Raw genomic sequence first — 24,680 nt, forward strand, 5'->3', positions numbered from 1 at the left:
TATGTTTTTTCACCCCGTATTTTTATTTCTAAACATCGGTACTCCCGAAATGATACTGATACTCTTTGTAGCATTGTTGCTTTTTGGTGGCGAAAAGCTGCCGCAGCTTGCCAGAGGGTTAGGTAAAGGGATTCGCGATTTCAAAGATGCTTCAGAAGGCGTTAAGCGCGAACTGCATAACCAGATCAACAATTTCGAAGAGAAGAACACACCGGTTGTTGAACCAGAGCCGGATAAAGACCTGCCTGTGGTAGCTAATACCGTAGCACTTTCTGATCCGTTTGCCCCGCCGGTTGTAGAAGAACACGAAACACCAGTTGCAGAACATACTGAGGTTACCCCCGAAGCGCAACATGCAGATCTTTCTCATTTAGCGAACAATCCGGAGGTTAATCACGTATCAGAGAACCATATCAGTCTTTCTCACGTAAGTGAAGAACACAAGGCTGACGAAGAGCATAAAAGTTAAGACACAAGAATAATATTAATCATATAAATTAAAATCATCATGGGTGGATTAGGCGCACCAGAAATCATTCTGATTATCATCGCAATTTTAATTCTGTTTGGCGGAAAGAAAATTCCTGAACTAATGAAAGGTTTAGGCAAAGGCGTAAAAGAATTTAAAGATGCTCAGAATGGCGAGCACTCAGATTCTAGAAACGAAGAGAAAACAAACGCGTAATTAGTCGGCGTTTTCTGTAATATTTTATCCGGTTAGTATACCGGGTTAGTAAACTTATTAGTTGAAATATGCTTTCAACTAATAAGTTTTTTTATTTTTAGCCCATGACTAAGACTTATACTTCTTTAAGTGAAATAAAAGGCGATCTGCTGAATGGTGATATCACTGTAGAAGGCCTGGTACGAAATTACCTGGCACAAATAAAGTCTAACGCTCATTTAAATGCTTTTAACGAAGTGTTTGAAGATGAAGCCCTAAATCAAGCTGCCGAAATTGACGGTAAAATTAAAGCCGGTACTGCAGGTAGGTTGGCGGGGATGGTTATCAGCATTAAAGATAATATCTGCTATAAGGGGCATAAAGCAACTGCATCATCCAAAATATTGGATAATTATACAGCTATATACTCATCTACCATAGTTGAAAGGCTATTGGCAGAAGATGCCGTGATCATTGGCCGTTGCAATTGCGACGAGTTTGCCATGGGCGCCTCTAACGAAAACTCTTACTACGGCCCGGTAAAAAACTACGCCGATGAAAGCGTTGTGCCGGGAGGTTCTTCCGGAGGTTCGGCTGTGAGTGTACAGGCTGGTATGTGCCATGCCGCTATCGGTACAGATACCGGTGGTTCTGTTAGGCAGCCAGCATCCTTTTGCGGCATGATAGGTTTTAAACCTACCTACGGCCGCATCTCTCGTCACGGTATTATTGCCTATGCCTCTTCCTTTGATCAGGTGGGTAGCATTACGCAATCGGTAGAAGATGCAGCGCTATTATTAGAAGTAATGGGCGGGCCTGATGCTTACGATAGCACCTTAATTCAAAAGTCAATCCTACAATATAGCACTGAGCTTAACCAGACTGAAAGCCCTAAAAAAATAGCCTACTTGCGCGAAGCACTAGAGCGCCCGGGATTGGACGAGCATATCAAAACTGCCTTACTCAAAGCCATAAATAATCTGAAGGCAGCCGGCCATACCGTAGAACCGGTTTCTTTTGAATACCTGGATTATGTAGTGCCAACTTACTACATATTAACCATGGCCGAAGCGTCATCTAACCTTGCCAGGTATGATGGGGTTCATTATGGATACCGCAGCCCCAAAGCGGTAGATCTGATGTCGACTTACAAGCTATCCCGCTCGGAAGGGTTTGGTAAAGAAGTTAAGCGCCGTATTATGTTGGGCACCTTTATATTAAGCGCAGGCTACTACGATGCCTATTACACCAAAGCTCAAAGGATGCGCCGGTTGATCCGTGAAAAAACTGAAGAAATATTGGCCACTTATGACTTTATATTGACACCCACTGCACCAACTCCTGCGTTTAAGTTAGGTGTGGAGGAGAAGGATCCTGTGGTATCATATCTGGCAGATATTTTTACCGTACAAGCTTCATTGTCGGGTATGCCTGCAATTTCTTTACCTGCAAAGACTAACGAGGGCGAGTTGCCGTTTGGTTTACAACTGGTAGCCAAAAGATTCGACGAACAAGAGTTGCTGAATTTTTCAAAAAGTTTTTTAAATTTAAGTTAAATTAATTATATTAGTGATACCGAATTTAACCTTGAATCACAGGTATTTAACACCTTTGGTAATGATTAGATTTTATACTGTTTTTGCTCTAGTTCTAATTTCAAAAATAACCCTGGCCGCCGCCGGGCCGGGCTTAGAAACCGACTCTACTAACTCCACTAAAAATTTCCCGGTTACTCAGTTTCGTAGAGACACTGCTATTGCTGTGGTTACCCGTGCGAATACAGCACCTGCCGTAGCGTCAGGTGGATTTATGAAAACCCGTTTAACTTCTATCCAAAAAGAAGTGCCGTTGGATTACAACGAGTTTGTGCAGAGCTATATTGATAACTATACCAACCGCCGCGACGAGATGGGCCGTATGATGGGCCTTGCCAAATACTATTTCCCGATCTATGAAAAAGCATTCCGCGATGCCGGGATTCCGGAAGAGATTAAATTTCTTTCTATAGTAGAATCTGCCTTGAATCCCAACGCGGTTTCAAGAGTAGGAGCAACTGGTCCATGGCAGTTTATGTCGACCACGGGGCGTACCTATGGCTTGAATATCAACAACTATGTCGACGAACGCCGCGACCCGGTACAAGCCAGCTATGCTGCTGCTGCGTATATCAAAGATGCCTACCAGGAATTTGGCGACTGGCTTTTAGCCATTGCGGCTTATAATTGCGGTACCGGAAGTGTAGAGCGCGCTATAGAAAAAGCCAATGCGATGGACTATTGGTCTATCCGCCAGTATTTGCCTGTGGAAACCCGTGGTTACGTGCCTGCTTATATCGCAGTTACTTATTTAATGAATTATTCCGATCAGCACCACATTATAGCACAAGAGTGCAGCATGCCACTGCAAACAGATACGGTAATGATCAGGAATTTTGTGTCGCTAAATAATGTTTCCCGGGTATTGAATATCAGTTTAGATAAATTGGCGGCGTTAAATCCCTCATACTTAAAATTAGTTATCAACGGTACAGCCGCAGCGCCGAGGAAGTTAATCATCCCGCAGCAACCTAAAGATAAGTTGATAGCATTAAATGCAGGTTTAAGTAATAACACCCTCAACGTGGCCCCCACACCTGTAATTGCCACCGCAGACTTTAGCGGGGGTGCTGTAGAAGATATTCCCGTAATACATACCGTAAAACGCGGTGAAACTTTGGCAACTATTGCCGACAAATATGGTATAGAGTTAAACGATTTGAGAGAATGGAACCACATGCGTGGCGACAAGGCTTCGCCGGGGCAAACCATAAAACTTAACCCTACGGGTACGCAAACCGCTGCCATGGCTACTAAGTATGCTAAACCGGCTATTGCAGCAGGTTTGTAAGTCAAAAAAATATTTAAATAATTAATTAAATGCCCATCAGTAATATAGCTACTGATGGGCATGTTGTTTTTGTACACAGTTGAAAAAGAATTGTAATTTTACCGCCTGAATTAGAGAAGAATGAATAAAACCAACCGTAAACTCGATGCGCTTAATTACCACTCAAAAGGGCGCCCGGGAAAGATACAAGTAGTACCTACTAAACCCACCAATTCGCAACGAGATTTAACCATGGCTTATTCGCCGGGTGTTGCGCAACCATGTTTGGAAATTGCTAAAAATGTTGACGATGTATATAAATATACCGCAAAAGGCAACCTGGTTGCTGTAATAAGCAACGGAACGGCTGTATTAGGCTTAGGTAATATTGGCCCCGAAGCCAGTAAGCCGGTGATGGAAGGTAAAGGCCTTTTATTCAAGATATATGCTGATATAGACGTGTTCGACCTGGAGCTCAATGCCACTACGGTAGACGAATTTGTGAATATAGTTAAAGCCCTGGAGCCAACCTTCGGCGGTATTAACCTCGAAGACATTTCGGCACCAACCTGTTTCGAAATAGAGCAGCGTTTAAAAGCTGAGATGAATATCCCGGTAATGCACGACGACCAGCATGGTACCGCCATTATTTCGGGCGCAGCGCTGATGAATGCCTGCGAATTACAGGGCAAGCAGCTGAGCGAAATTAAAATGGTTGTTAACGGTGCGGGTGCAGCAGCAGTTAGCTGTTCAAAAATGTACTTGTCGTTGGGCGTTAAACAAGAGAACCTGGTAATGTTTGATATTAATGGTGTGTTAAACCACGACCGTACGGATCTGGATCCAATGCGCATGCAGTTTGCTACCAACCGTACCGATGTTAAGACCTTGAGCGATGCTATGGTAGATGCCGATGTATTTGTTGGTCTTTCAGCGGGTAACGTAGTTACACCAGATATGCTGCGCAGCATGGCACCGCACCCAATTGTGTTTGCTATGGCCAACCCGGAGCCGGAGATTGATTACGAAACAGGTGTTGCTACCCGCGATGACATTATTATGGCTACCGGTCGTTCTGATTACCCTAACCAGGTAAACAACGTATTGGGTTTCCCGTACATTTTCCGTGGAGCGTTAGACGTAAGGGCAACTGCCATTAACGAAGAAATGAAACGCGCAGCGGCACATGCAATTGCTGAGTTGACTAAAAAGCCGGTGCCGGAAGCGGTTAACCTGGCCTATAACGCTAAAAACTTAAAGTTCGGTAAAGATTATATTATCCCTAAACCAATGGATCAGCGTTTGATCACCGAGGTATCTATGGCGGTTGCCAGGGCAGCGGTAGAATCGGGCGTGGCTCGCAAACAGATTATCGATTGGGATGCCTATGCCGAAGAATTACGTAACCGTATCGGTAAAGATGATCGTTTGCTGCGCAACATATCGCTCAAAGCTAAAGAGAACCCAAAACGCGTGGTATTTGCCGAGGCAGATAACTACAAGATCTTAAAAGCAGCCCAAATTGTTAAAGACGAGGGTATTGCTACCCCGATATTATTGGGTAACGCAGAAAAGATCAAAAGCATTCTCGAAGAGACAGAATTGGATCTGGGCGATATCCGCATCATCGACCCACGTAAAGATAATGCGCCTTGTGTAGATGAGTATGCAGAATATTTATACAATAAACGCCAGCGTAGGGGTATTACTCTTTATGAAGCCAAAAAACTGATGTGGGACCGTAACTATTATGGTGCCGCAATGGTGCAGTTTGGCGAGGCAGACGCGTTGATCTCTGGCTTAACTAAAAGCTATGTAAGTACCGTTAAACCGGCCCTCCAAATTATAGGTACCGAACCTGGTGTAAGCCGTGTTGCCGGTATGTACTTAATGATTACGCCTAAAGGCCCGGTGTTTTTTGGAGACACTACGGTTAATGTTGACCCAACAGTTGAAGAATTGGTGGATATTACGGCATTAATGGACCGTTCTGTGAAACATTTTAACATACAGCCACGTATAGCCCTGCTGTCTTATTCAAATTTTGGTTCAAACGACGGCCGTATTCCAGAGAAATCCCGGGAGGCGACACGTATATTACATGAGCGATACCCTGATATGATTGTGGATGGTGAAATGCAGGCAAACTTCGCTATAAACTCGGCATTGCTGAGTGATAATTTCCCTTTCTCAACCCTTGATGGTAAACCGGCAAACACGCTGATATTCCCCAACCTCGAGTCGGGCAATATTGCCTATAAATTGTTGCAGGAGCTCGGTGGCGCAGAAGCGGTAGGGCCTATCCTGTTAGGCTTAAGCAAACCGGTGCACGTGTTGCAATTAGGCAGCTCGGTTCGAGAAATAGTGAACATGGTGACTATTGCCGTGCTGGATGCACAGCAAAAGGAACAAAATGAACAAAAGGCGTAACTTATATTAGAAGTATATTAGCATTACCATAGATGTTCGACTATATAGAGGGTAAATTAGTGTTTAAATCGCCGGCTTATGCGGTTATTGATGTGGCAGGTATCGGCTACCACATTAATATTTCGGTTAATACCTACGCAAAGCTTGGCGATTTAAATCGTTTTAAACTGTACACCTGGTTACACGTAAAAGAAGATGCCCACACCCTTTATGGCTTCGGCGACGAAGGCGAGCGGCGTTTGTTTTTACACCTGATATCGGTGTCGGGCATCGGCCCTAACACGGCAAGGATGATGCTATCGTCCATAACGCCCGAGGAGATACAGGATGCTATTGTGAAAGGGCATGTGCCAACCATTCAGCGCATAAAGGGCATCGGCCCTAAGTCGGCCCAGAGGCTGATACTCGAGCTGCAGGATAAACTGAAAAAAGACGGACCGGATACGCTGATAAATGTTCCGGTAAATTATACTGTAAAAGACGAAGCGCTGAGTGCATTGATTATGCTGGGATTTGCACGCAATATTGCGGAGAAGGTGTTGGACAGTGAGATGAAGAAAAATGTAGACCTAAATGTGGAGCAATTGATAAAAGCTGCACTAAAAAATTTATAAATTTATAGAAGAATTTGTACTAAACGCTTGATTAAAAACCCTACGCTCAAAGTTGTAGTTTTTTATTTATTGCTTGCTGCTTTTGGCGGTAGCCAGTACGCCTTTGCCCAACAGCCAACCCCCACAACCCCTAAAGATACCACCCGTACACCACAACCAGCCACTGCGCCAGTTCGCCGGGATTCTGTTACTGTACAACAACAAATACGAAATTCGGGAACACGAAATACACGTTTAAGAGAAGGTGTTTTAGTGCCCGACCCTCCGAACCTGGTACGTACCATAACTTACGATGCCGCAACCAACCGTTATATTCTGATAGAGAAAGTTGGTAATTTGTATTACAGGGCACCACAATACCTAACTTTTTCACAGTATCTCGAATTAATGCAGCGCCAAAACCAGCGCGACTACTTTCAACAACTTTCTGATAATTACGCATACGCCTCGCAACAGCCGGGCTTTATACCGCAGATTAATATCCGCAGCCGTACGTTTGAGCAGATATTCGGTAGCTCCACCATCGATATCCGCCCGCAGGGATCGGCAGAAATGATATTTGCAGGCCAGGTTAATAGTAATCAAAACCCGCTGTTTAATACCAAGCAGCGCAGTGTGTTCAACTTTAACTTCGACCAAAAGATCCAGATGAACGTAGTGGGTAACATTGGCGACAAGCTGAAGATATCTACCAACTATAATACCGATGCCCAGTTTCAATTTGATAACCAGGTAAAGCTGGATTATACCGGGCATGCCGATGAGATTATCCAGAAGATTGAGGCTGGTACTGTTAGCATGCCATTAAATACCTCATTAATTACGGGTAGTCAGGCATTGTTCGGGGTAAAAACCAAATTGAAGTTTGGTAACCTTAACGTAACCAGTATTTTCTCGCAACAACGTTCGCAGTCGAAAACCATTACCATCACTAATGGATCGCAGCAGGGCGAGTTCAGGCTTACGCCGGCCGATTACGAGGCTAACAAACACTATTTCTTATCTCAATTTTTCCGCAATAATTACAACAAGGCGCTGGCTAATATCCCAATCATCAGTACCAATGTAAACATTACTAAAATTGAGGTTTGGACCACTAACCGTACCAGCACCACTACCGATTCGCGCGATATCTTAGGCCTCCTGGACTTGGGCGAAAATCACCCTTATAATACCACATTGATAAGCGGGGCGGGCGGTTCGGGCCTACCGGCAGGTTTTTTAAGTAATAACTTTCCGCAGCAATCAAACAACCTTTTACGTAACCTGCCTGCAGGCGCAAGGCAGACTAACTCAAATGCTGTCGCACAATACTTCCAGTCTACCGGCGCTACAGATAACTATGCTAAACTTACCTATGCACGTAAGCTTACCGAAAAAGAGTTTACGCTGCACCCACAACTGGGTTATATCTCTTTAAACTACCCGCTTAATAATGACGAGGTTTTGGCCGTAGCCTATCGCTATACCTATAACGGCGTAGAGTATCAGGTGGGTGAGTTTTCTACAGATATACCTGTAGATCCGGTTAATCCTAACGTGTTGTATGTAAAATTGCTCAAGAACGAACTGCTGAAAACCAACTTGCCAACTTGGGATTTGATGATGAAAAACATCTATTCGCTGGGGGCTTATCAGATCAGTCCAACCAATTTCAAAATGATCATCAGCCGCCTGGATGAGAAATCAGGAATTGAAAAGCCGATTATGGACGAGGGTACGCGAACCACCAGCAAACTCTGGCTCCAACTCGCTGGCCTGGATAATTTAAACCAGCAGAACGATAAGCAACCCGATGGTTATTTCGACTTTTTAGAGGGCATCACGATAGATTCGCAAAATGGGCGAGTCATGTTCCCTACGATCGAGCCTTTCGGTTCCGACCTGGCTACCAAGTTTGCACCTGGTGAAACAGATCTCATTAGCCGGTACACTTATCAACCTTTGTATGATAGTACCAAAACCATTGCACAGCAATTTTTTCCGCAATTAAACCGGTATGTTATTAAGGGAACTTTCTCCTCGCAGGGCGGGTCAGATTATCAGTTGAATGCCTTAAATATTCCACAAGGATCGGTTATCGTAAACGCCGGAAGCCTGAAGCTGGTAGAAGGTACAGACTTTACCGTCGACTATAACAGCGGTCGGATTCGTATTTTAAATACCGCCCTGCTTTCATCGGGCCAGCCCATTACGGTAAGGATAGAAAATAACGAATTGTTCGGTGTACAACAGCGGTCTTTGTATGGGTCGCGGTTGGATTATAAGGTGAACAATAATTTGAGCGTGGGAGCTACTATTATGCACCTTACCGAGCAGCCAATCACCCAAAAAGAAATTGTTGGCGAGGAATCTATCTCCAATACCATCTGGGGCTTTGATGCCAATTATAGCGCCAACTCCAGGATGCTGACGCGGTTGGTGGATAAGATTCCTTTGATCAACACAAAAGCGCCGTCTACCGTTACGTTTAATGGTGAGTTTGCCCAGTTGCTACCCGGAAGCCCCAGCGCTTTAAACTTTGCCGGCTCTAAGAAAGGTACGGCCTATCTGGACGATTTTGAGAACAGCCGGTCTATCATCGATATTAAAAGTGCTATCGCCTGGCAGCTTTCGGGTACGCCGCAAATGTTTCCTGAATCGCAAACATTTAACGATCTGAGCTACGGCTATAACCGCGCAAGGCTGGCCTTTTACAATATCGACCCTATATTTTACACCAATACCAGTTCGGTTTTAACCGGGAATACTAAAGTTGAGTTATCAAACCATTATGTAAGGCAGGTATTGCAAACTGAGGTTTTCCCTTACAAGCAATCGGTAACCGGGCAGCCGCTTATTTTGCCAACGCTCGATTTAGCTTACTATCCAACTATACGTGGTCCATATAACTATACCACCACCAGTATTAACAGTGATGGTACGCTTCAAAATCCGCGCAACCGTTGGGGGGGTATGTTCCGCAAAATTGAGACTAACGATTTCGAATCTTTAAACGTGGAGTTTATTTCATTTTGGGTGATGGACCCCTTTATCTATAAACCTAAATCAGCTGGTGGCGACCTGTACTTCAACTTAGGTAGTATCTCCGAAGATATTTTAAAAGACGGTCGTAAGAGTTTGGAGAATGGTCTGCCTGTAAACGGCGACTTAACCCAGGTTGATGAAACTGCATGGGGGCGTGTACCTCGTTTACAACCGGTGATTAACGCATTTGACAATAACGAAAGCTCGCGCGCCTTACAAGATGTAGGTTTGGACGGTTTAAATGATGCCGATGAGCGTGCAAAATTTGCACCTTACGTACAACAAGTAAAGAGTGTGTTAGCGGCTCCGGCTGCAACTGCTGCAACCGCCGACCCTTCATCAGATAACTATCAATACTATCGCGGCCCGGCGCTGGATCAGGCTAACGCGGGTATCTTACAGCGTTATAGCAAGTACAATAACGTTGAAGGTAACTCTAAAACAGCGGCACAGTCACAAGCCGAGCTTGGGTTAGAAACTTCGGCCTCTACCTCTTTGCCAGATGGCGAAGACATCAACAGGGATAATAACATGAGCCAGGCCGATGAGTACTTCCAATATAAGGTATCTATGCGCCCACAAGATTTGTTAGTTGGCCAAAATTATATTACGGATAAGATCACCTCGCAGGTAAAACTGGCCGACGGCACAACCCAATCTGTTACCTGGTACCAGTTTAGAATACCGATTACGGATTACACCTCCAAGGTTGGTAACATCGAAGATTTTAAAGCCATCCGTTTTGTGCGGATGTTTATGACCAACTTTGCAGATACTGCCGTACTGCGTTTCGCCAGTTTACAGTTTGAACGTGGTGAGTGGCGTAACTATAATACAGAGAATAGCACCACTAAGGTAATAGCCGATCCGGCGTTGATCAATCCGCCGCTCGATGGTTCTACCCTCGATGTAAGTACGGTGAATATAGAAGAGAACGGTACCCGTACACCGATCCCTTACGTAGTGCCGCCCGGTATTACCCGCCAGCGCGACTACAATAACCTGCGTACAGACACCAGGCTGAATGAGCAGTCGCTTTCGGTAACGGTGAATAACCTGCGCGACGGTTACTCGAGGGCAGCCTACCGTACGTTTTATAACGACTTGCGATCGTACAAAAACATTAACATGTTTATCCACGCAGAGGGTGCGCAGTTGAAAGATAAAGACCTGAGCGCGTTTATCCGTTTGGGGGTAGATTACCAGGATAACTACTACGAGTATGAGATTCCGCTAAAGGTAACATTGCCAAATACCAGCGACCCCAATGCGATATGGCCCGAGGAAAATAACCTCGACCTGCAACTCGAACTATTAACCAATGCTAAACTGGCGCGTAACCATGCGCGGCTTAACGGGCAGCCCTGGCCACTAACCGAGCCATATACTTTGATAGATGGTAATAATAAGATTACGATTAAGGGCCAGCCGGATCTAAGCCGCCTGCGAACGATTATGCTTGGGGTGCGTAACCCTTACAAAGGTGCCAGTACCAATACTGCGGATGATGGAGCCGACAAGAGCGCCATTGTGTGGTTTAACGAGTTGCGCTTAACAGACTTTGACCAGCGCGGAGGTTGGGCTGCTACCGCGCGCCTTAATGCCAAGCTTGCTGATTTTGCCGACGTATCACTCGCGGGTAGTAAAAGCACCATCGGTTTCGGTGCGATAGATCAGGGCGTGAGCGATAGGAGCCGGAGCGATAACCAGGCATATGATATTGCTACCAACGTTGAGCTCGGCAAGTTTTTTCCGGATAGGAGCGGTATCCACATCCCGATGTTTGTAAACGTATCTAACCAAACCGCCATGCCGCAGTATGACCCTGGTTCGCCGGATATATTGCTCAAATCGTCATTGGCGGCGGCCACAACATCGCAGGAGCGCGACTCGATAAAGAGCGTGAGCCAGGATTATACCATGCGGAAGAGTATAAACTTTACCAATATTCATAAAGTTAAAACCGACCCTGCGGCTAAGAATCATGTGTGGGATATAGAGAACTTTAACGCAACATACGCTTATAGCCAGTACCAGCACCACGATTTTATTACCCAGAGTGATTTGCAGAAAACCTATAGGGTAGCACTGGCTTATAACTATAACAATCAGCCTAAATATTATGCCCCTTTTGATAAGGTGATCAAAAGTAACCTGCTGGCTTTGCTTAAGGATTTTAACTACAGTTTGCTGCCTTCGCGGTTAAATTTTAGTATCAACTTCGATCGTTTTTATTCGGAAAATACGCTGCGTAATAACGACCCGAATAACTACATCCCGATACCGACCACTTTTAACAAAAACTTCCTGATTACCCGGGTTTACGGCATAGGCTGGAACCTTACCAAAAACCTGCAGATGGATATCGACGCTACCAACCTCTCGGTAGTTGACGAACCTGCAGGCCGCGTTAACGGATTAAAACGTGATACGCTTTGGGATAACCTCCTGAAACTGGGCCGTACCACCAACTATAACCACACGCTCAACTTTAATTACAATGTGCCGTTTAACAAAATACCAGGGCTGGATTTTGTGAGTATGGTAGCACGGTATAGCACCCACTTTAACTGGCAAAGCCAGCCAGAGTTTGCTTTAAATAGTTCGGAATACGATGTGGGTAACAGCATCCAAAACTCGCGCACCATACAGTTGAACCCAACCTTGAACATGATGACCCTGTACAACAAGTTTGGTTTTATTCGTAAAAGCGGTGCCGATCAAAACGCTAAGAATGGAAGCGGGGTGAGCAGGTTCTTTATCGGGTTGTTAACCAGTATAAAAAATCTGGGTGGTAACTATACCCGTACAGAGGGTACATTTTTACCTGGTTATTTACCAAACTCAAACTTTGGAGGGCAGGATTTTACGTACAATGCGCCAGGGTTGGGTTTCTTATTGGGTAGCCAGGCCGATCTGCGACCTAAGGCTGCGGCAAATGGATGGATTTCAACAGATACGCTGCAAAATCAGCTTTATGTAAATACGTTGAATGAAGATATGCACTTCAGGGGTGTGATAGAACCGTTCCGTGATCTGCGTATAGAACTTACTGCTTTTAGAACGCGGGATCGTAACTACCAAACCAACTTTAAATACCTGGCTACTACCAATAGTTTCGAAAACCTGAGCCCGATAACTACTGGCGATTACAGTATCTCGTACATGTCTATTGCAACAGCGTTCTCTAAGGTTTCGGGTGTTGACAATACCTCAACCACTTTCCAGAAAATGCTGGATAACCGTACTATTATTTCGCAAAGATTGGCTAAGCAAAACCCTAATTCACAAGGAACGACTGATGGCTACGGCGATGGTTACAGCGCCAATCAACAAAACGTACTGGTCTCATCTTTCCTGGCTGCTTATACGGGTAAAAATGCGGCGAATGCCAGCCTTAATAGTTTCCCGAGTTTCCCGATTCCGAACTGGCAGATCACTTACAACGGACTAAGCCGTATCCCATGGTTCCAGGATTTGTTCGATTCGTTCGACCTGCGGCATGGCTATCGTTCAACGTATACTATTAATAGTTATAATACCCTGCTGCAATACAAAGAGCAAAGCGGCGCTTCGTTTGCCCGCGACGTTAATAACGACTTCCTGCCCTTCTATCAGTTTTCGCAGGTTACCATTTTCGAGCAGTTTGTACCGCTGCTGGGCATGGATATTAGGTTTAAGAATAGTGTTACTACTAATTTTGAGTACCGCAAAAGCCGTACGCTTAGCATGAGTTTATTGAACAGCCAGCTAGCCCAGCAAAACGAAAATATAGTGGTATTGGGCTTCGGTTATCGTACCAAAAATTTCAGGTTCCCGTTTGGTTGGTTTAGTGATGTAAAGCTAAATAACGACATGAACTTTAAGCTGGATGTAGCTATCAGGGATAATAAAACCCTGATATACCGTGCCGATGTGGAGAGTGCGGAAATATCATCGGGAGCCAAGAACATCACCTATAGGCCGTCTATTGATTATGTGATCAATCAGCGGTTTAACATGAGTATCTTCTTCGACTCTAACATCACCAAACCTTATACCTCGCAGGCATTTAACACCGCTTTCAGCAACTTCGGTGTTAACCTTAAACTATTGCTTCAATAAAAAAAGCACCGCCGTTGCCAGCGATGCTTTAGATATATATTCAGTTAATAGTTAACGAAGAATTACATCTTTTGTACGGTGCCCGAGCCCACTTTATGTGAGTTTACCTGTGCGTTGCCAGAGTAAAATACGCTTCCCGAACCTACTAGTGTTGCGTTAATTTGCTTGTCTGCCTTTAAGTATACATTACCCGAACCACTGATGGTAACGCTGGCATTTTGGGTGCTGAATTCTTTAGCCTTGATCTCGCCCGAACCGCTGATTACCGCGCTTACAGATGGGGCGCTACCAGCAATGGTGATACTGCCAGAACCACTAATGGTCGTTTTAAATTCGCCGGTTGCTTTAACCGTTGGAATGTTAATAGAACCAGAACCGCTTAATGCCAGGGCGAAATCTGGGGATGAGATAGCGCCTTCTACAGTTACCGAGCCAGAGCCACTGTTAGCCAAACCAGATAGAGATTTAGCGTAGATAGTAACGTTGGCGGTTTTTATATTATAGCTTTGCGACCAGTTGAAAGTTGATTTTTTGAATTGAACTTTCAATGCGCCGTTCTCAACCACGGTTTCTACCTTGTCTATATAATCTGCGTCGATGTTAAGTACAACACCTTCTTTATCGCCCATTATGATACGTGTTTTAAAAGGGCCGCCTATACCTATTTTGCTATAGCCCGATACATTGCGTGTTTGTTGTGAAGCGTCTTGTGCCGAAGCCTTTAAGGTTGCTGCCATCACTAACACCGCGGCAAACAAGCCAAAGATTGATTTTTTCATAGTTTATAATTTTATTGCGTTTTTATAATAGACAAAATAAATAGTTTAAACGTTGCATCTCCAACCAATATTTTTCTCGGCGGGTTAAAGAGAGGGGTGGAAATAAAATACTAAATATTCTGATTTCGGGCTTTCTGAGCTTCGTAAGCGGCTTTTATTCTTCGTTTTCTTTCACGCGTCTCTATCCGCTGTTGCTTTTTCTGCTGATGAATGAGTTTGTCTTTTTGATGCTCGTCCAGTCGGTTTTTCATATCCTGTTGAAGTTTCTCATCAAAAAAACTTGGTTTAATGCCACTGTACATGGTTTTCCACACGGTTTTAAAGAAAGGGAAATTAGCCGGGCGTTTGTAGTTTACAGAAATTGTTCGCGGTTGCTCACCCGCTACATCGGGGTTATTATGTTTAATGATGAACGAATTTGCGAAAAATGAGGCGATGGTCATTCGTTTCATTTTTTGTTGAACGGTATCGGCCTTTAGCAATTTGATCTTAAGGTTGTTATAAAGTAAGGTAACATTGCCTGTTGCTGCTTCGCTGTTGCCATGTATGTCGAACGTTAATCCATTCAGTTGCCCCGATTTGATCAACACCGAACCCAAGGGAACTGCCGCCGGATTGATGGCCTGCATATTTATCGGGCCCATATTACCTTTATAACTATAAGAGCGGAGTTTATCGGTAAGATTAAAGCTGAACCTGATATCCAGATTCCCTTTATTCATAAACATGCTGTGAAGATTAATTCGGCACATATTGTTTTTTAATAACGAGGCAGAATCATTTGTAGCGTTGTAAACATGCCCGTTAATATGATTAAAGGTAATAAAGCCGGCTCTCTTAGTTTTTTTGTTAAACTCTTCATATTTCAAATTAATATGATTGAGGCTTATGGTATCGATCTTGAGGTTTGGAATGCGATGGATGGCCTCATTGGGGAAACTTCCGATCTTATCTTCGGTTAACTTAGCCGAATCAGTACGCGGGTTACCAAATATGTTGATGTTGCCGTCTTTAAGTATCAGGTTTGAACCCCTGATGGTATGGTATTTATTATATATCTCGAAGTCGAAATTATTAAGCTGCAGCGAGTCGAGATGCGATACAAAACGATCGCGATAAGTCTTTTCAAAAAACTCATTGGGGCCGTATGTTGCTATCAGCGAGCAATTGTAAGCGTTAAGCTGTGCCGTGCGGGTGGAGAACTTAATGAGTTCTGCTTTATAACTGTATAAGCCATTGGCCGACTTACCGCTGTAATTGTTGAGCTCTGCAGCCATTTCGCGGCAATACAGAAAGCGGCTTTTATCAAATTGGGTTGCCGAATCTATCAACAGGTCGGTAGCGCTAAGATTAAGGTCTTTCAATTCCGACACGGCAACCTTGGCACCTTTATGGTCTTCGTATCGCAGCTTTACATCGTTAAGCATCACTGTGCCGATGTGAATCATTTTTAACGATTTGGAGATCTGCTGGTATAAAGTGCGCCTGTCTTTTACAACAGTATCTTTGGCGTGGTTAAGTTGATATGATACACGGAGCATGGGTGCGCTTAAAATAACTTCACCAAGATCCAGTTTGTGCGAATAGTAAAGTCTAAAAGGATGAATATGGTTTAATACCAGCTTTTTTACATGCAGCTCGTATAAGTTGTTGGGAGCAAGGTGTGCACTCTTTAAGCGATTATAAACAGCGGTGTCGGGTTTTAAGGTGATGTTATGAATAACGATTTTGCCTTGCAATACGTGTAATTGCGCATCATCAAAATTAACCTCGTACAGGCTATCTGTACTTTGTGCAACCGTGCTTTTCAGCTTATCAGATAAAATGGGCGACCAATACCGGTTTACCAGCATAGCCAATACCAAAATCACAACTGCAAAAACCAGGATAACGATAAATAGTACTTTTTGCCACCTTTGCTTTAAAAACTTTAACGCCATTAATTAATCAGGTTTTTGGGTTGGGTCATCTGGTTTCTTAGGCGATTCGTCGTTTTTCTTTTTGTCTTTATCAGCCCCTTTAAACTTATGAAATATATGCAGAATATTACTAACCTTACTTTCGGTTTTGGCATCGAAACCAACGCTGGGCTTTAAACCGGTTAATAAAGCTTTGTACAGTAAGCTGAAAAACGAAAGCGTAGCCGGGCGTGTAAAGCTTATTGGCCCCGGTCTGAAAGCGCCCTTTTTGTCCGGGTTGCTGTCCTCAATTACAAAAGAGTTAGCCAGTTTAGATACCATGCCTTTTTTCTTCAATGTATCTGCATCTTCGTCTTTTTTCAAAAAATCAACCTGGAGGTTTTTGTAATAAAACTGCAGCATCCCTTTTGCGCCGTAGTTATTAGCATCAACGTTAAATTTCAGCTGATCTATATCTGCAGATTGCACATGGATCATGGCCAGTGGTTTCACCAGTTTATCTAATACCTGCCCGTTAAATTGCCCCAGTCTGCCCGAGTAATTAAACGCACCAGCCTTATCCGTAAGATTAAACTTAAAATTGATGTTCATATTGCCGGCATTCATAAAGCGGGTATCCAGGTGGGCAACCATATACGGATTAGTCTTTTTAGCATCGGCATCGTTAGTTACGTTGCTGAAATATCCATTAGTGTTGTTAAACGTAATCATGCCGGTATAGTTGCTTTTGGCATCATGTTCTGCATAAGTTATATCGGTGTTGGATATATTAAGCCGCTTAAGTCGCAGGTCTACAGCCACCTTTTGCAGTGCCTGGTGTGGGTCTTTACCAATTTTTGATTTTTTGGTGCGCCCTTTATAAACGTTATCATTATAGATTTCTACATTGGCGTTGCTTACATCCATGGTGTTGGCATAAATCTTCTGGTTGCGTAGAAACTGTTGCAGGTCTATATCATTAATAGCAATGCGTTTAAAGTCGAGCGTAAAGCGGTCTTGCGAATGGCCTAATTTTTCGTAAAATCCCTTACGACTAAAACGCGGGTGCAGACCGACTTTCTCTAATATAATTTTTCGCTGGGCGGTAGAAAAATAGATCTGTTTGAGCTTGATATAATACAGGCTATCCGGCGTGGCCAAACGATAATCGTGCAGTGTAAGTTGAACGCCTTTGGTATAATAAAACCGGCTGGTATCCTTTGCCGACAGCGAATCGAGATAAATATCTGATATGTTAATATCGAGGTGCTTAAAGGCGTTCTTTTTAACTACCGGGTTGCTTTTGTTAATGTAGTTTACGCTGATATCCTTTAAGGCAATAGAATCTATCTTAACCTGTTTAAACACCTTCCTAATCATGTCGTAAGGTGTTTTAGGCTTGCCCACTTTAACGGTATCATTAAAAGGCAATCGCTTATTCACTATGGTTAGGTCGGGTTGGTCTATGCTGATTTGGCTTATCGTGAGGATTTTATCCTGATATGCCCTGCGCGCACCAACGTTTTTAATAGTGAGTTGCTTTACGCCAAGGGTAAAAAGGTTATCGGGCGCCTTGTGTAGCGCAACCAGTTTGTTATACACATTGGTATCGGGTATCAGCTTAAAATTAGTCATCACGGCATCGCCCGATTTAAGGTTAAGATCGAAATTAGAGTATTCGATATGGTATAAACTATCGCTCGAATTGGTGACCAATTCTTTGAGTTTAGCTTGTAAGATAGGCTTCCAGCGGTTGCTTGCAATGTATTTGTGATAGTAGAAGTAGCTTGTGCCGGCTATGAGTAGCAGGATAATAAGTACGATATAAGGCCATCTGCGTGGGGCTTTTGGCGTGGTATGTTTTTCGGGCATCGGATAGAAGTTTATTTTACAACAGTAAAATCATGATTTTGTTAAAAGCTGACAAACTGTCATTGCGTATTTGTTTTTTATGTATTTTTGCAAACATTTTTAATTGATAATACTGATGATGGATTTGGTACTTCCGGATAAAGCACATGACGAGAGCAGACAGGGTGAAGCTTTAATGCTGGAAACTAAGGCTGATAAAAATGGCCGTAAGCTGTACATTGAGAGCTATGGCTGCGCCATGAATTTCTCCGACAGCGAGATCGTAGCATCTATCCTTTTGGATAAAGGTTTCGAAACCACCAATGATTTTACAATTGCAGATGCAATTTTTATAAATACATGTTCTATTCGCGAAAATGCGGAAGTGCGCGTACGTAACCGCCTGAAAGAATTTAAGGTTGCCAAACAACGTAACCCGGGTATGGTGGTAGGTGTATTGGGCTGCATGGCCGAACGCCTGAAATCGAAATTTTTAGAAGAGGAAAAGCTGGTTGACATTGTAGTAGGCCCCGATGCTTATCGCGATTTGCCTAACCTGATAGAGCAAGCCGACGGCGGCCAGCGTTCTGTAAACGTGTTGCTGTCGCGCGAAGAAACATATGCCGATATTAATCCGGTTAGGTTAAATACCAATGGTATCAACGCCTTTGTATCTATTATGCGTGGCTGCGATAACATGTGCTCGTTCTGTGTAGTACCTTTTACCCGCGGCCGCGAGCGCAGTCGCGATGCCATATCTATTGTAAAAGAATGTACCGATCTGTTTAACGAAGGTTACCGCGAGGTTACTTTATTAGGGCAGAATGTGGATTCATATAAATGGAAGGCTGCGGCCTCACCCCAGCCCTCTCCGGAGGAGAGGGAGTTACCTGTTGAGGGCGCTTCTTCTGAAGATTTAGGTGAGGCTTCTGTTGTTAACTTTGCCAACCTGCTCGAAATGGTAGCCCAAATCAACCCCGATTTGCGGGTTAGGTTTTCTACCTCGCACCCAAAAGATATTACCGACGAGGTCTTATATACCATGAAAAAGTATGATAACATCTGTAAATACATACACCTGCCGGTACAATCTGGCAACACCCGCGTGTTGGACATTATGAACCGTACATACACCCGCGAGTGGTATATGAACCGAATCGATGCTATCAGGGAAATACTTCCGGGTTGCGCCGTGTCAACCGATGTGATTACTGGTTTTTGTACCGAAACGGAGGAAGAGCACGCCGAAACGTTAAGCATGATGGATTATGTGAAATATGATTTTGCCTATATGTTTATGTACTCTGAGCGTCCCGGAACTTTGGCAGCAAAACGCTACGCTGATGATATTCCAGAGGATGTGAAAGCTCGTCGCTTAAACGAAGTCATTGCTAAACAAAGGGAGCACGCGCATTTGCGCTTGTTAGAAAAAATTGGTAAGGTACAAAAGGTGCTGATTGAAGGTTATTCAAAAAAATCGGCTAACGACTATTGCGGAAGAAGCGACGAGAACTCGATGGTTATTTTCCCGGTCGACGAACGCTTTAAACCCGGTCAATACGTAAATGTGCTTGCTGAACGCTGTACCACAGCTACTTTGATGGGTAAGATTGTTGATTAGTTGAGGGAATCAGGAATCGAGAATCAAGAATCGGGACAGAAAAATGCCAGTAAGACACAATTTCAAGAATCTGAAGGTTTGGCAAAAGGCAATGGATCTGGCTGATTTGGTATTCGAGTTTTCTAAAGGATTGCCCGTGATGGAAAAGTATAATTTAATCGATCAGATTAACAGATGTTCGGTATCAATTCCTTCAAATATTGCTGAAGGGAGCGGAAAACGGACAAACGTACATTTTGCAGAATTTTTGTCTACATCGATCTCGTCATCGTATGAATTGGAAACCCCGTTGATTATTTGCGAGCGTAGAGGTTACGGTTCCGTGGATGTGCTGAGAAGCGTATTCGAATTGTTAGGTGAAGTTCAAAAGATGCTTTTCAACTTTCGTGAATATATAGTAAACGACAAAGAGTTATCTGAAGTCAAATCTTAATTGTTATTGAACAGAGTCCCGATTCTTGATTCCCGACTCTTGATTCTCTCTTATGGACGTACAAGAAATAAAACAACGCTTCGGTATCATTGGCAATTCGCCATTGCTTAACCGGGCTATAAGCATAGCCAGCCAGGTGGCGCCTACGGATATATCAGTACTGATAACCGGCGAGAGCGGCAGTGGTAAAGAGGCTTTTTCGCATATTATACACCAGCTTAGTCCGCGTAAGCATGGGCCGTTTATTGCGGTAAACTGCGGCGCGATACCTGAAGGTACTATAGATTCAGAGCTTTTCGGTCACGAAAAGGGAGCCTATACTGGAGCCATCGGCGAACGTAAAGGTTACTTTGAGACGGTGAATGGCGGTACTATATTTTTAGATGAGATAGGTGAGATGCCATTAGGTACTCAAGCCCGTTTGCTGAGGGTATTGGAATCAGGCCAGTTTATCCGTGTGGGTTCATCAAAAGTAGAGAAAACTAACGTGCGGGTAATTGCTGCCACCAATGTGGATGTTTATGACGCCGTTAAAGCAGGTAAATTTCGCGAAGACTTGTACTATCGATTAAATACTGTGCCGTTGCGTATACCGCCTTTGCGCGATAGAAAAGAAGATGTTTACCTGCTGTTCCGCAAGTTCGCATCAGATTTTACTGATAAATACCGCACTCCCCCAATGCAGTTGGATGACGATGCACAACGTGTGCTCTCCAATTACTCGTGGCCGGGAAACGTGCGTCAGCTTAAAAATATTGCAGAGCAACTGGCCGTGTTAGAGCGCGACCGTACCATCACCGGTGCAACGCTGTTGAACTATATCCCCCAGGAGGGAAGCGGCTCAAACCTGCCGATGCGCATAGGAAATCAGCCTAAAGAAGATTTCTCCGAAAGAGACATTCTATACAAGGTGCTTTTTGACATGAAGCGCGATATGGTTGAACTAAAAAAACTGGTGGCAGATATGATGGAGCATGGTGGTAGTTCGCCAAACTATGCCAACCATTCGCAGACTATCAGTCAGTTGTACAGGGATATCGAAATTCCTAACAATCAGGATGCACAATTTACTTTGCAGCAGCCCGTTACTGTAAATAACAGCAGCAACGGCAGTAACGAATCTTTTATAACCACGCATGCCGAGGAGGTAGAAGAGTCTTTATCGTTAATAGAAAAAGAGTCGGACCTGATACGCAAGGCATTAAAGAAACATAAGGGTAAACGTAAACTGGCCGCCAATGAACTGGGTATATCAGAACGTACCTTATACCGAAAAATTAAAGAACTAAATTTATAAGCATGTTCAAAGCAAGGGCACTATTTTCTATTGTCGCCATCGTTATATTGTGTTGTATAAGCCAATCGTGCGCATACCGGTTGGATGGGATATCTATACCAGCGGGATTAAAAACCATCAACGTAGAGTATTTCGAAAATAATGCGCCGTATGTACTAACCAGCCTTAGTCAATCGGTTACGGAGGCAATAAAAACCCGCATACGTTCTCAAACCAGTTTAAGTATAGTAAGAGGTGAAGGCAATGCCACCATGTCTGGCAGTATTGTGGGTTATAGCATTGGTCCGGTTGCTGTGCAGGCTACCAATACCAATACTGCGCCGCCTATTGCAAGCAAAAGCCGTTTAACTATTACGGTAAACGTTAAGTATGTAAATGATATTGATAAGAAGCTAAACTTCGAGCAATCTTTTTCACGTTGGGCCGATTTTTCGGGCGATATAGGAAGCCAGGAACAGAAGCTTGTAGCGCAGATATTACCCGAGATAACCGAAGATATTTTTAACAAAGCCTTTGCCAATTGGTAGGCAATTAGTACTTTCAACCACGTGGAGCAGCAGGTAAATGATAATTTGGCGGAAGCCTTGTGGGATGTATTAGCCAACCGGACTGATAGTGAGCTGCATGCGCAGGAATTAAAAAAGATACTTAGTCAGTACCCGCAGAGTAACCTGTTACATGTGTTACTTGCTCGTGGCGGCGATAAGCAATTAGTAAGCAATGCGTCGGTATATTACAACGGGCAATCCTTATACAGATTGGTAAACGTAAAGGAACGACTGCCCGTGGTTGCGCCAAGCCAGATTATAAATCTGGATGAGGTTGCTTTTAATACCGCACCGCTTCCAAACCCGTTGAGCGAAAAAACTTTTGCAGAATACGATCCTGCCCTAGAAGATATTGCTTTGGCCGAAGCTAATCGCCGTAAATTGGGCAGCGAGACCAACTGGGCACAGTTTACAGACGAAGAAACTGTAAGCCAGCCAGAGGATATTGCCGCCGCGCCTAAGGTGCAAGTAAATGCAGAGCCCGAAGCTGAATCAGAAACAATAGTTGAACCCGAAATAACTGAGCAAGAAGTTGTAGCTGAAGCCGAAGCTCATATAGATGTACCGGAACAAGTTGAACCGGAGAACACCATTGAGCCCGAAGCAGAGATAAAACCTGTTGAATCGGAATCGGTATGGAGTGATTGGCAACCAACGCCTGCCAATATCAACCCGCCGGCCGAGCCTTTGTATTATACCAATACGCAGTTAGAAGAAGTGCCCATTGCGCACGAAAACGCACCGGCCGATCCTGTTTTATCTTCTTTGCCGGATGATCCCGAATGGCAGGCTATTCGTTACGAAGAAGAGTTTAGCGAAGGTGGTCACAGTAGCAATGGTCATCACGTGGCAGATCAACCAGCTGCAGAGGATGAAGTTTATGACGAGATTGTAGGAATCGACGATATACAGATTGCTCCGGTGCCTACGGCGAGTGATGAACCTATAGCTTCCATTACCGCAGATGAGCCTTATTATACAAATTACACCGAGCAGTTAAATACCGAAACTCCGGCTGTTCAGGAAACAGAAGAGCATCAAAAACCGGCCTTTAATCTCGAAACTCATATTACCGAAAATATTTACGCCGCTGATTACTTTGCATTTAGAGATGCGCTGGTAAACGAGCCGGCTGCTTTACCCGAGGCAACAACTGCCGAAGACGACAAGCAAACTATGGCAAAGTATCATGATGATAATATGCCGTATTCGTTTTTGTGGTGGTTGGATAAAACGCGCAGGGAGCATTCAAATATTTATCAACCGTATGCCAAGCCTTCGGCCTTGCCAACTATTGACGAGTTAACCGAGGAGAAAGCAGAGCCTGTTTTTATCGATCCAAAGAAAAAGGAAGAGGCCATTATCGATCGCTTTATACAGGAAGAACCGCAAATAAAGCCGCCAAGCAGCGATAAACTGGATAACGAAAACAAAGCCCGTAACAGCGCCGAAGACAGTGAAGAACTGGTAACCGAAACATTAGCCCGTATTTATATAGATCAAATGCTTTTTCACAAGGCCATAGCAACTTATAAAAAGTTAATGTTGAGATATCCGGAAAAAAGTAGTTACTTTGCGGGTCAGATTGAAAAATTAGAAAACAGAACAAACTAGTTATAAAATGTATTTTATTTTAATTATCGTAGCCATCCTTGTATGTATCCTGTTAGGATTTATTGTACTTATTCAAAACCCTAAGGGCGGTGGCTTATCTTCAAACTTTTCTTCATCGTCTCAACTAATGGGCGTGCAAAAAACCGGTGACATCCTTGAAAAAGGTACATGGGTATTAGCAATCACTTTAATGGTATTATCATTAGCCATTAACGTAGCCGTAAAAAGCAGCTCAGTAAAAGCAGGCGGTGCTAATGAGTATCAAAATCAGATCGAAAAAGCATCAAAACCAACAGCACCAGTTAGCACCCCGGTTTTACCTCCGGCACCTGCTAAAAAGTAAGCTGAACAAAATATCAGACAAAAGGCTTTGGAAATTTTCCAAAGCCTTTTTTGTTAGGTAACATAACTGCCATGCTGGCATTGTCATGTTTTTGTAATGTGACTGCGGGATAAACCTATTGTTAAAAGTATGACAATTGTACAGCCCGAGGTGTCAATTTTTAACAAAACGTTCACTTGGCATTATTGATGCTGCACAAGGTGCAATAGAACTAATAAAATAAATTATAAATATAATTATGTCAATTAACATTAAGCCTATTGCTGGCACGGCCAACCGAGTGATTGTGGAGCCTGCACCAGCTGAAACAAGAACCGCATCTGGTATTTACATCCCCGAAACTGCACAGGAGAAACCTCAGAGAGGTACTGTTGTAGCTGTATCTGAAGAAGATGGCGATGGAAAAAAATCGACCGTTAAAGTAGGTGACGTGGTATTATACGGAAAATATGGTGGCCAGGAATTACCTCACGAAGGTAAAGACTACCTGATCATGAGAGAGTCTGATATAATCGGCGTAGTATTGTAATTTAATGATAGAAGGGCGGGTACTATTACTCTTATTTATAGTTCACTCACGCCTTCAAAATTC

17 protein-coding genes are annotated in these 24,680 nt (G+C 43.7%); 14 read left to right on the plus strand and 3 right to left on the minus strand.

Going from position 1 to position 24,680, the window contains the following annotated elements:
- Nucleotide 1 precedes the first annotated feature (1 nt).
- From GSY63_RS24835 to sov, 7 genes are all read left to right on the plus strand, one after another.
- Nucleotides 2-469, plus strand: coding sequence for a Sec-independent protein translocase subunit TatA/TatB (locus GSY63_RS24835; RefSeq protein ID WP_243749231.1), 468 nt, complete (start codon nucleotides 2-4; stop codon nucleotides 467-469).
- Nucleotides 470-508: 39 nt separating this feature from the next.
- Complete coding sequence (locus tag GSY63_RS13925) at nucleotides 509-685, plus strand: Sec-independent protein translocase subunit TatA/TatB (RefSeq protein ID WP_166586431.1); 177 nt, start codon at nucleotides 509-511, stop codon at nucleotides 683-685.
- A 104-nt stretch (nucleotides 686-789) separates the two neighbouring features.
- Nucleotides 790-2,220, plus strand: coding sequence for an Asp-tRNA(Asn)/Glu-tRNA(Gln) amidotransferase subunit GatA (gene gatA, locus GSY63_RS13930; RefSeq protein ID WP_166586432.1), 1,431 nt, complete (start codon nucleotides 790-792; stop codon nucleotides 2,218-2,220).
- Nucleotides 2,221-2,281: 61 nt separating this feature from the next.
- Complete coding sequence (locus GSY63_RS13935) at nucleotides 2,282-3,550, plus strand: lytic transglycosylase domain-containing protein (RefSeq protein ID WP_166586433.1); 1,269 nt, start codon at nucleotides 2,282-2,284, stop codon at nucleotides 3,548-3,550.
- 120 nt (nucleotides 3,551-3,670) lie between these two features.
- Entirely contained in the window at nucleotides 3,671-5,959 is a 2,289-nt protein-coding gene (locus GSY63_RS13940) for an NADP-dependent malic enzyme (RefSeq protein WP_166586434.1), read from the plus strand.
- A gap of 32 nt (nucleotides 5,960-5,991) precedes the next feature.
- A complete protein-coding gene (gene ruvA / locus GSY63_RS13945; protein ID WP_166586435.1) occupies nucleotides 5,992-6,573 on the plus strand; it encodes a Holliday junction branch migration protein RuvA in 582 nt (193 codons plus the stop codon).
- A 30-nt stretch (nucleotides 6,574-6,603) separates the two neighbouring features.
- Complete coding sequence (gene sov, locus GSY63_RS13950; protein ID WP_449560056.1) at nucleotides 6,604-13,704, plus strand: T9SS outer membrane translocon Sov/SprA; 7,101 nt, start codon at nucleotides 6,604-6,606, stop codon at nucleotides 13,702-13,704.
- Nucleotides 13,705-13,766: 62 nt separating this feature from the next.
- Here the strand turns inward: sov and GSY63_RS13955 are convergent, their stop codons facing one another.
- The 3 genes from GSY63_RS13955 to GSY63_RS13965 all read right to left on the minus strand — a co-directional run bounded on the left by GSY63_RS13955 (nucleotide 13,767) and on the right by GSY63_RS13965 (nucleotide 18,253).
- Nucleotides 13,767-14,483 (minus strand): head GIN domain-containing protein, encoded by a 717-nt coding sequence (locus GSY63_RS13955; RefSeq protein ID WP_166586436.1) that lies wholly within the window; start codon nucleotides 14,481-14,483, stop codon nucleotides 13,767-13,769.
- 110 nt (nucleotides 14,484-14,593) lie between these two features.
- Nucleotides 14,594-16,423 (minus strand): AsmA family protein, encoded by a 1,830-nt coding sequence (locus GSY63_RS13960; protein WP_166586437.1) that lies wholly within the window; start codon nucleotides 16,421-16,423, stop codon nucleotides 14,594-14,596.
- A 3-nt stretch (nucleotides 16,424-16,426) separates the two neighbouring features.
- Entirely contained in the window at nucleotides 16,427-18,253 is a 1,827-nt protein-coding gene (locus GSY63_RS13965; protein WP_166586438.1) for a hypothetical protein, read from the minus strand.
- Nucleotides 18,254-18,368: 115 nt separating this feature from the next.
- Here GSY63_RS13965 and GSY63_RS13970 point away from each other — a divergent pair, with 115 nt between their 5' ends.
- The 7 genes from GSY63_RS13970 to GSY63_RS14000 all read left to right on the plus strand — a co-directional run bounded on the left by GSY63_RS13970 (nucleotide 18,369) and on the right by GSY63_RS14000 (nucleotide 24,617).
- Entirely contained in the window at nucleotides 18,369-19,853 is a 1,485-nt protein-coding gene (locus tag GSY63_RS13970; RefSeq protein WP_166586439.1) for a MiaB/RimO family radical SAM methylthiotransferase, read from the plus strand.
- A 43-nt stretch (nucleotides 19,854-19,896) separates the two neighbouring features.
- Nucleotides 19,897-20,286, plus strand: a complete 390-nt coding sequence (locus GSY63_RS13975) for a four helix bundle protein (protein ID WP_166586440.1) — start codon at nucleotides 19,897-19,899, stop codon at nucleotides 20,284-20,286.
- A 52-nt stretch (nucleotides 20,287-20,338) separates the two neighbouring features.
- On the plus strand, nucleotides 20,339-21,583 hold the full coding sequence (locus GSY63_RS13980) for a sigma-54 interaction domain-containing protein (protein WP_166586441.1): 1,245 nt from the start codon (nucleotides 20,339-20,341) through the stop codon (nucleotides 21,581-21,583).
- A gap of 2 nt (nucleotides 21,584-21,585) precedes the next feature.
- Complete coding sequence (locus tag GSY63_RS13985) at nucleotides 21,586-22,110, plus strand: LptE family protein (RefSeq protein WP_166586442.1); 525 nt, start codon at nucleotides 21,586-21,588, stop codon at nucleotides 22,108-22,110.
- 21 nt (nucleotides 22,111-22,131) lie between these two features.
- Nucleotides 22,132-23,745: a hypothetical protein gene (locus GSY63_RS13990; RefSeq protein ID WP_166586443.1), complete on the plus strand. Its 1,614-nt coding sequence runs from the start codon at nucleotides 22,132-22,134 to the stop codon at nucleotides 23,743-23,745.
- 7 nt (nucleotides 23,746-23,752) lie between these two features.
- Entirely contained in the window at nucleotides 23,753-24,088 is a 336-nt protein-coding gene (gene secG / locus GSY63_RS13995) for a preprotein translocase subunit SecG (protein ID WP_166586444.1), read from the plus strand.
- Nucleotides 24,089-24,326: 238 nt separating this feature from the next.
- The gene (locus GSY63_RS14000; RefSeq protein ID WP_166586445.1) at nucleotides 24,327-24,617 is read left to right on the plus strand and encodes a co-chaperone GroES; all 291 of its coding nucleotides are present in this window, start codon (nucleotides 24,327-24,329) and stop codon (nucleotides 24,615-24,617) included.
- The last annotated feature ends 63 nt before the right edge of the window (nucleotides 24,618-24,680 follow it).

This window comes from Mucilaginibacter agri (genome assembly GCF_009928685.1).
Classification (GTDB): Bacteria; Bacteroidota; Bacteroidia; order Sphingobacteriales; family Sphingobacteriaceae; genus Mucilaginibacter; species Mucilaginibacter agri.

Bases quoted from the DNA above. Each gene is read 5' to 3' on its own strand.
- secG (WP_166586444.1), top strand. From the start codon at position 23,753: ATGTATTTTATTTTAATTATCGTAGCCATCCTTGTATGTATCCTGTTA.
- GSY63_RS13960 (WP_166586437.1), bottom strand. From the start codon at position 16,423: ATGGCGTTAAAGTTTTTAAAGCAAAGGTGGCAAAAAGTACTATTTATC.
- GSY63_RS13935 (WP_166586433.1), top strand. From the start codon at position 2,282: ATGATTAGATTTTATACTGTTTTTGCTCTAGTTCTAATTTCAAAAATA.
- GSY63_RS13975 (WP_166586440.1), top strand. From the start codon at position 19,897: ATGCCAGTAAGACACAATTTCAAGAATCTGAAGGTTTGGCAAAAGGCA.
- GSY63_RS13965 (WP_166586438.1), bottom strand. From the start codon at position 18,253: ATGCCCGAAAAACATACCACGCCAAAAGCCCCACGCAGATGGCCTTAT.
- gatA (WP_166586432.1), top strand. From the start codon at position 790: ATGACTAAGACTTATACTTCTTTAAGTGAAATAAAAGGCGATCTGCTG.
- GSY63_RS13980 (WP_166586441.1), top strand. From the start codon at position 20,339: ATGGACGTACAAGAAATAAAACAACGCTTCGGTATCATTGGCAATTCG.
- GSY63_RS13925 (WP_166586431.1), top strand. From the start codon at position 509: ATGGGTGGATTAGGCGCACCAGAAATCATTCTGATTATCATCGCAATT.
- GSY63_RS13955 (WP_166586436.1), bottom strand. From the start codon at position 14,483: ATGAAAAAATCAATCTTTGGCTTGTTTGCCGCGGTGTTAGTGATGGCA.
- GSY63_RS14000 (WP_166586445.1), top strand. From the start codon at position 24,327: ATGTCAATTAACATTAAGCCTATTGCTGGCACGGCCAACCGAGTGATT.
- GSY63_RS13940 (WP_166586434.1), top strand. From the start codon at position 3,671: ATGAATAAAACCAACCGTAAACTCGATGCGCTTAATTACCACTCAAAA.
- ruvA (WP_166586435.1), top strand. From the start codon at position 5,992: ATGTTCGACTATATAGAGGGTAAATTAGTGTTTAAATCGCCGGCTTAT.
- GSY63_RS24835 (WP_243749231.1), top strand. From the start codon at position 2: ATGTTTTTTCACCCCGTATTTTTATTTCTAAACATCGGTACTCCCGAA.
- GSY63_RS13970 (WP_166586439.1), top strand. From the start codon at position 18,369: ATGATGGATTTGGTACTTCCGGATAAAGCACATGACGAGAGCAGACAG.
- GSY63_RS13985 (WP_166586442.1), top strand. From the start codon at position 21,586: ATGTTCAAAGCAAGGGCACTATTTTCTATTGTCGCCATCGTTATATTG.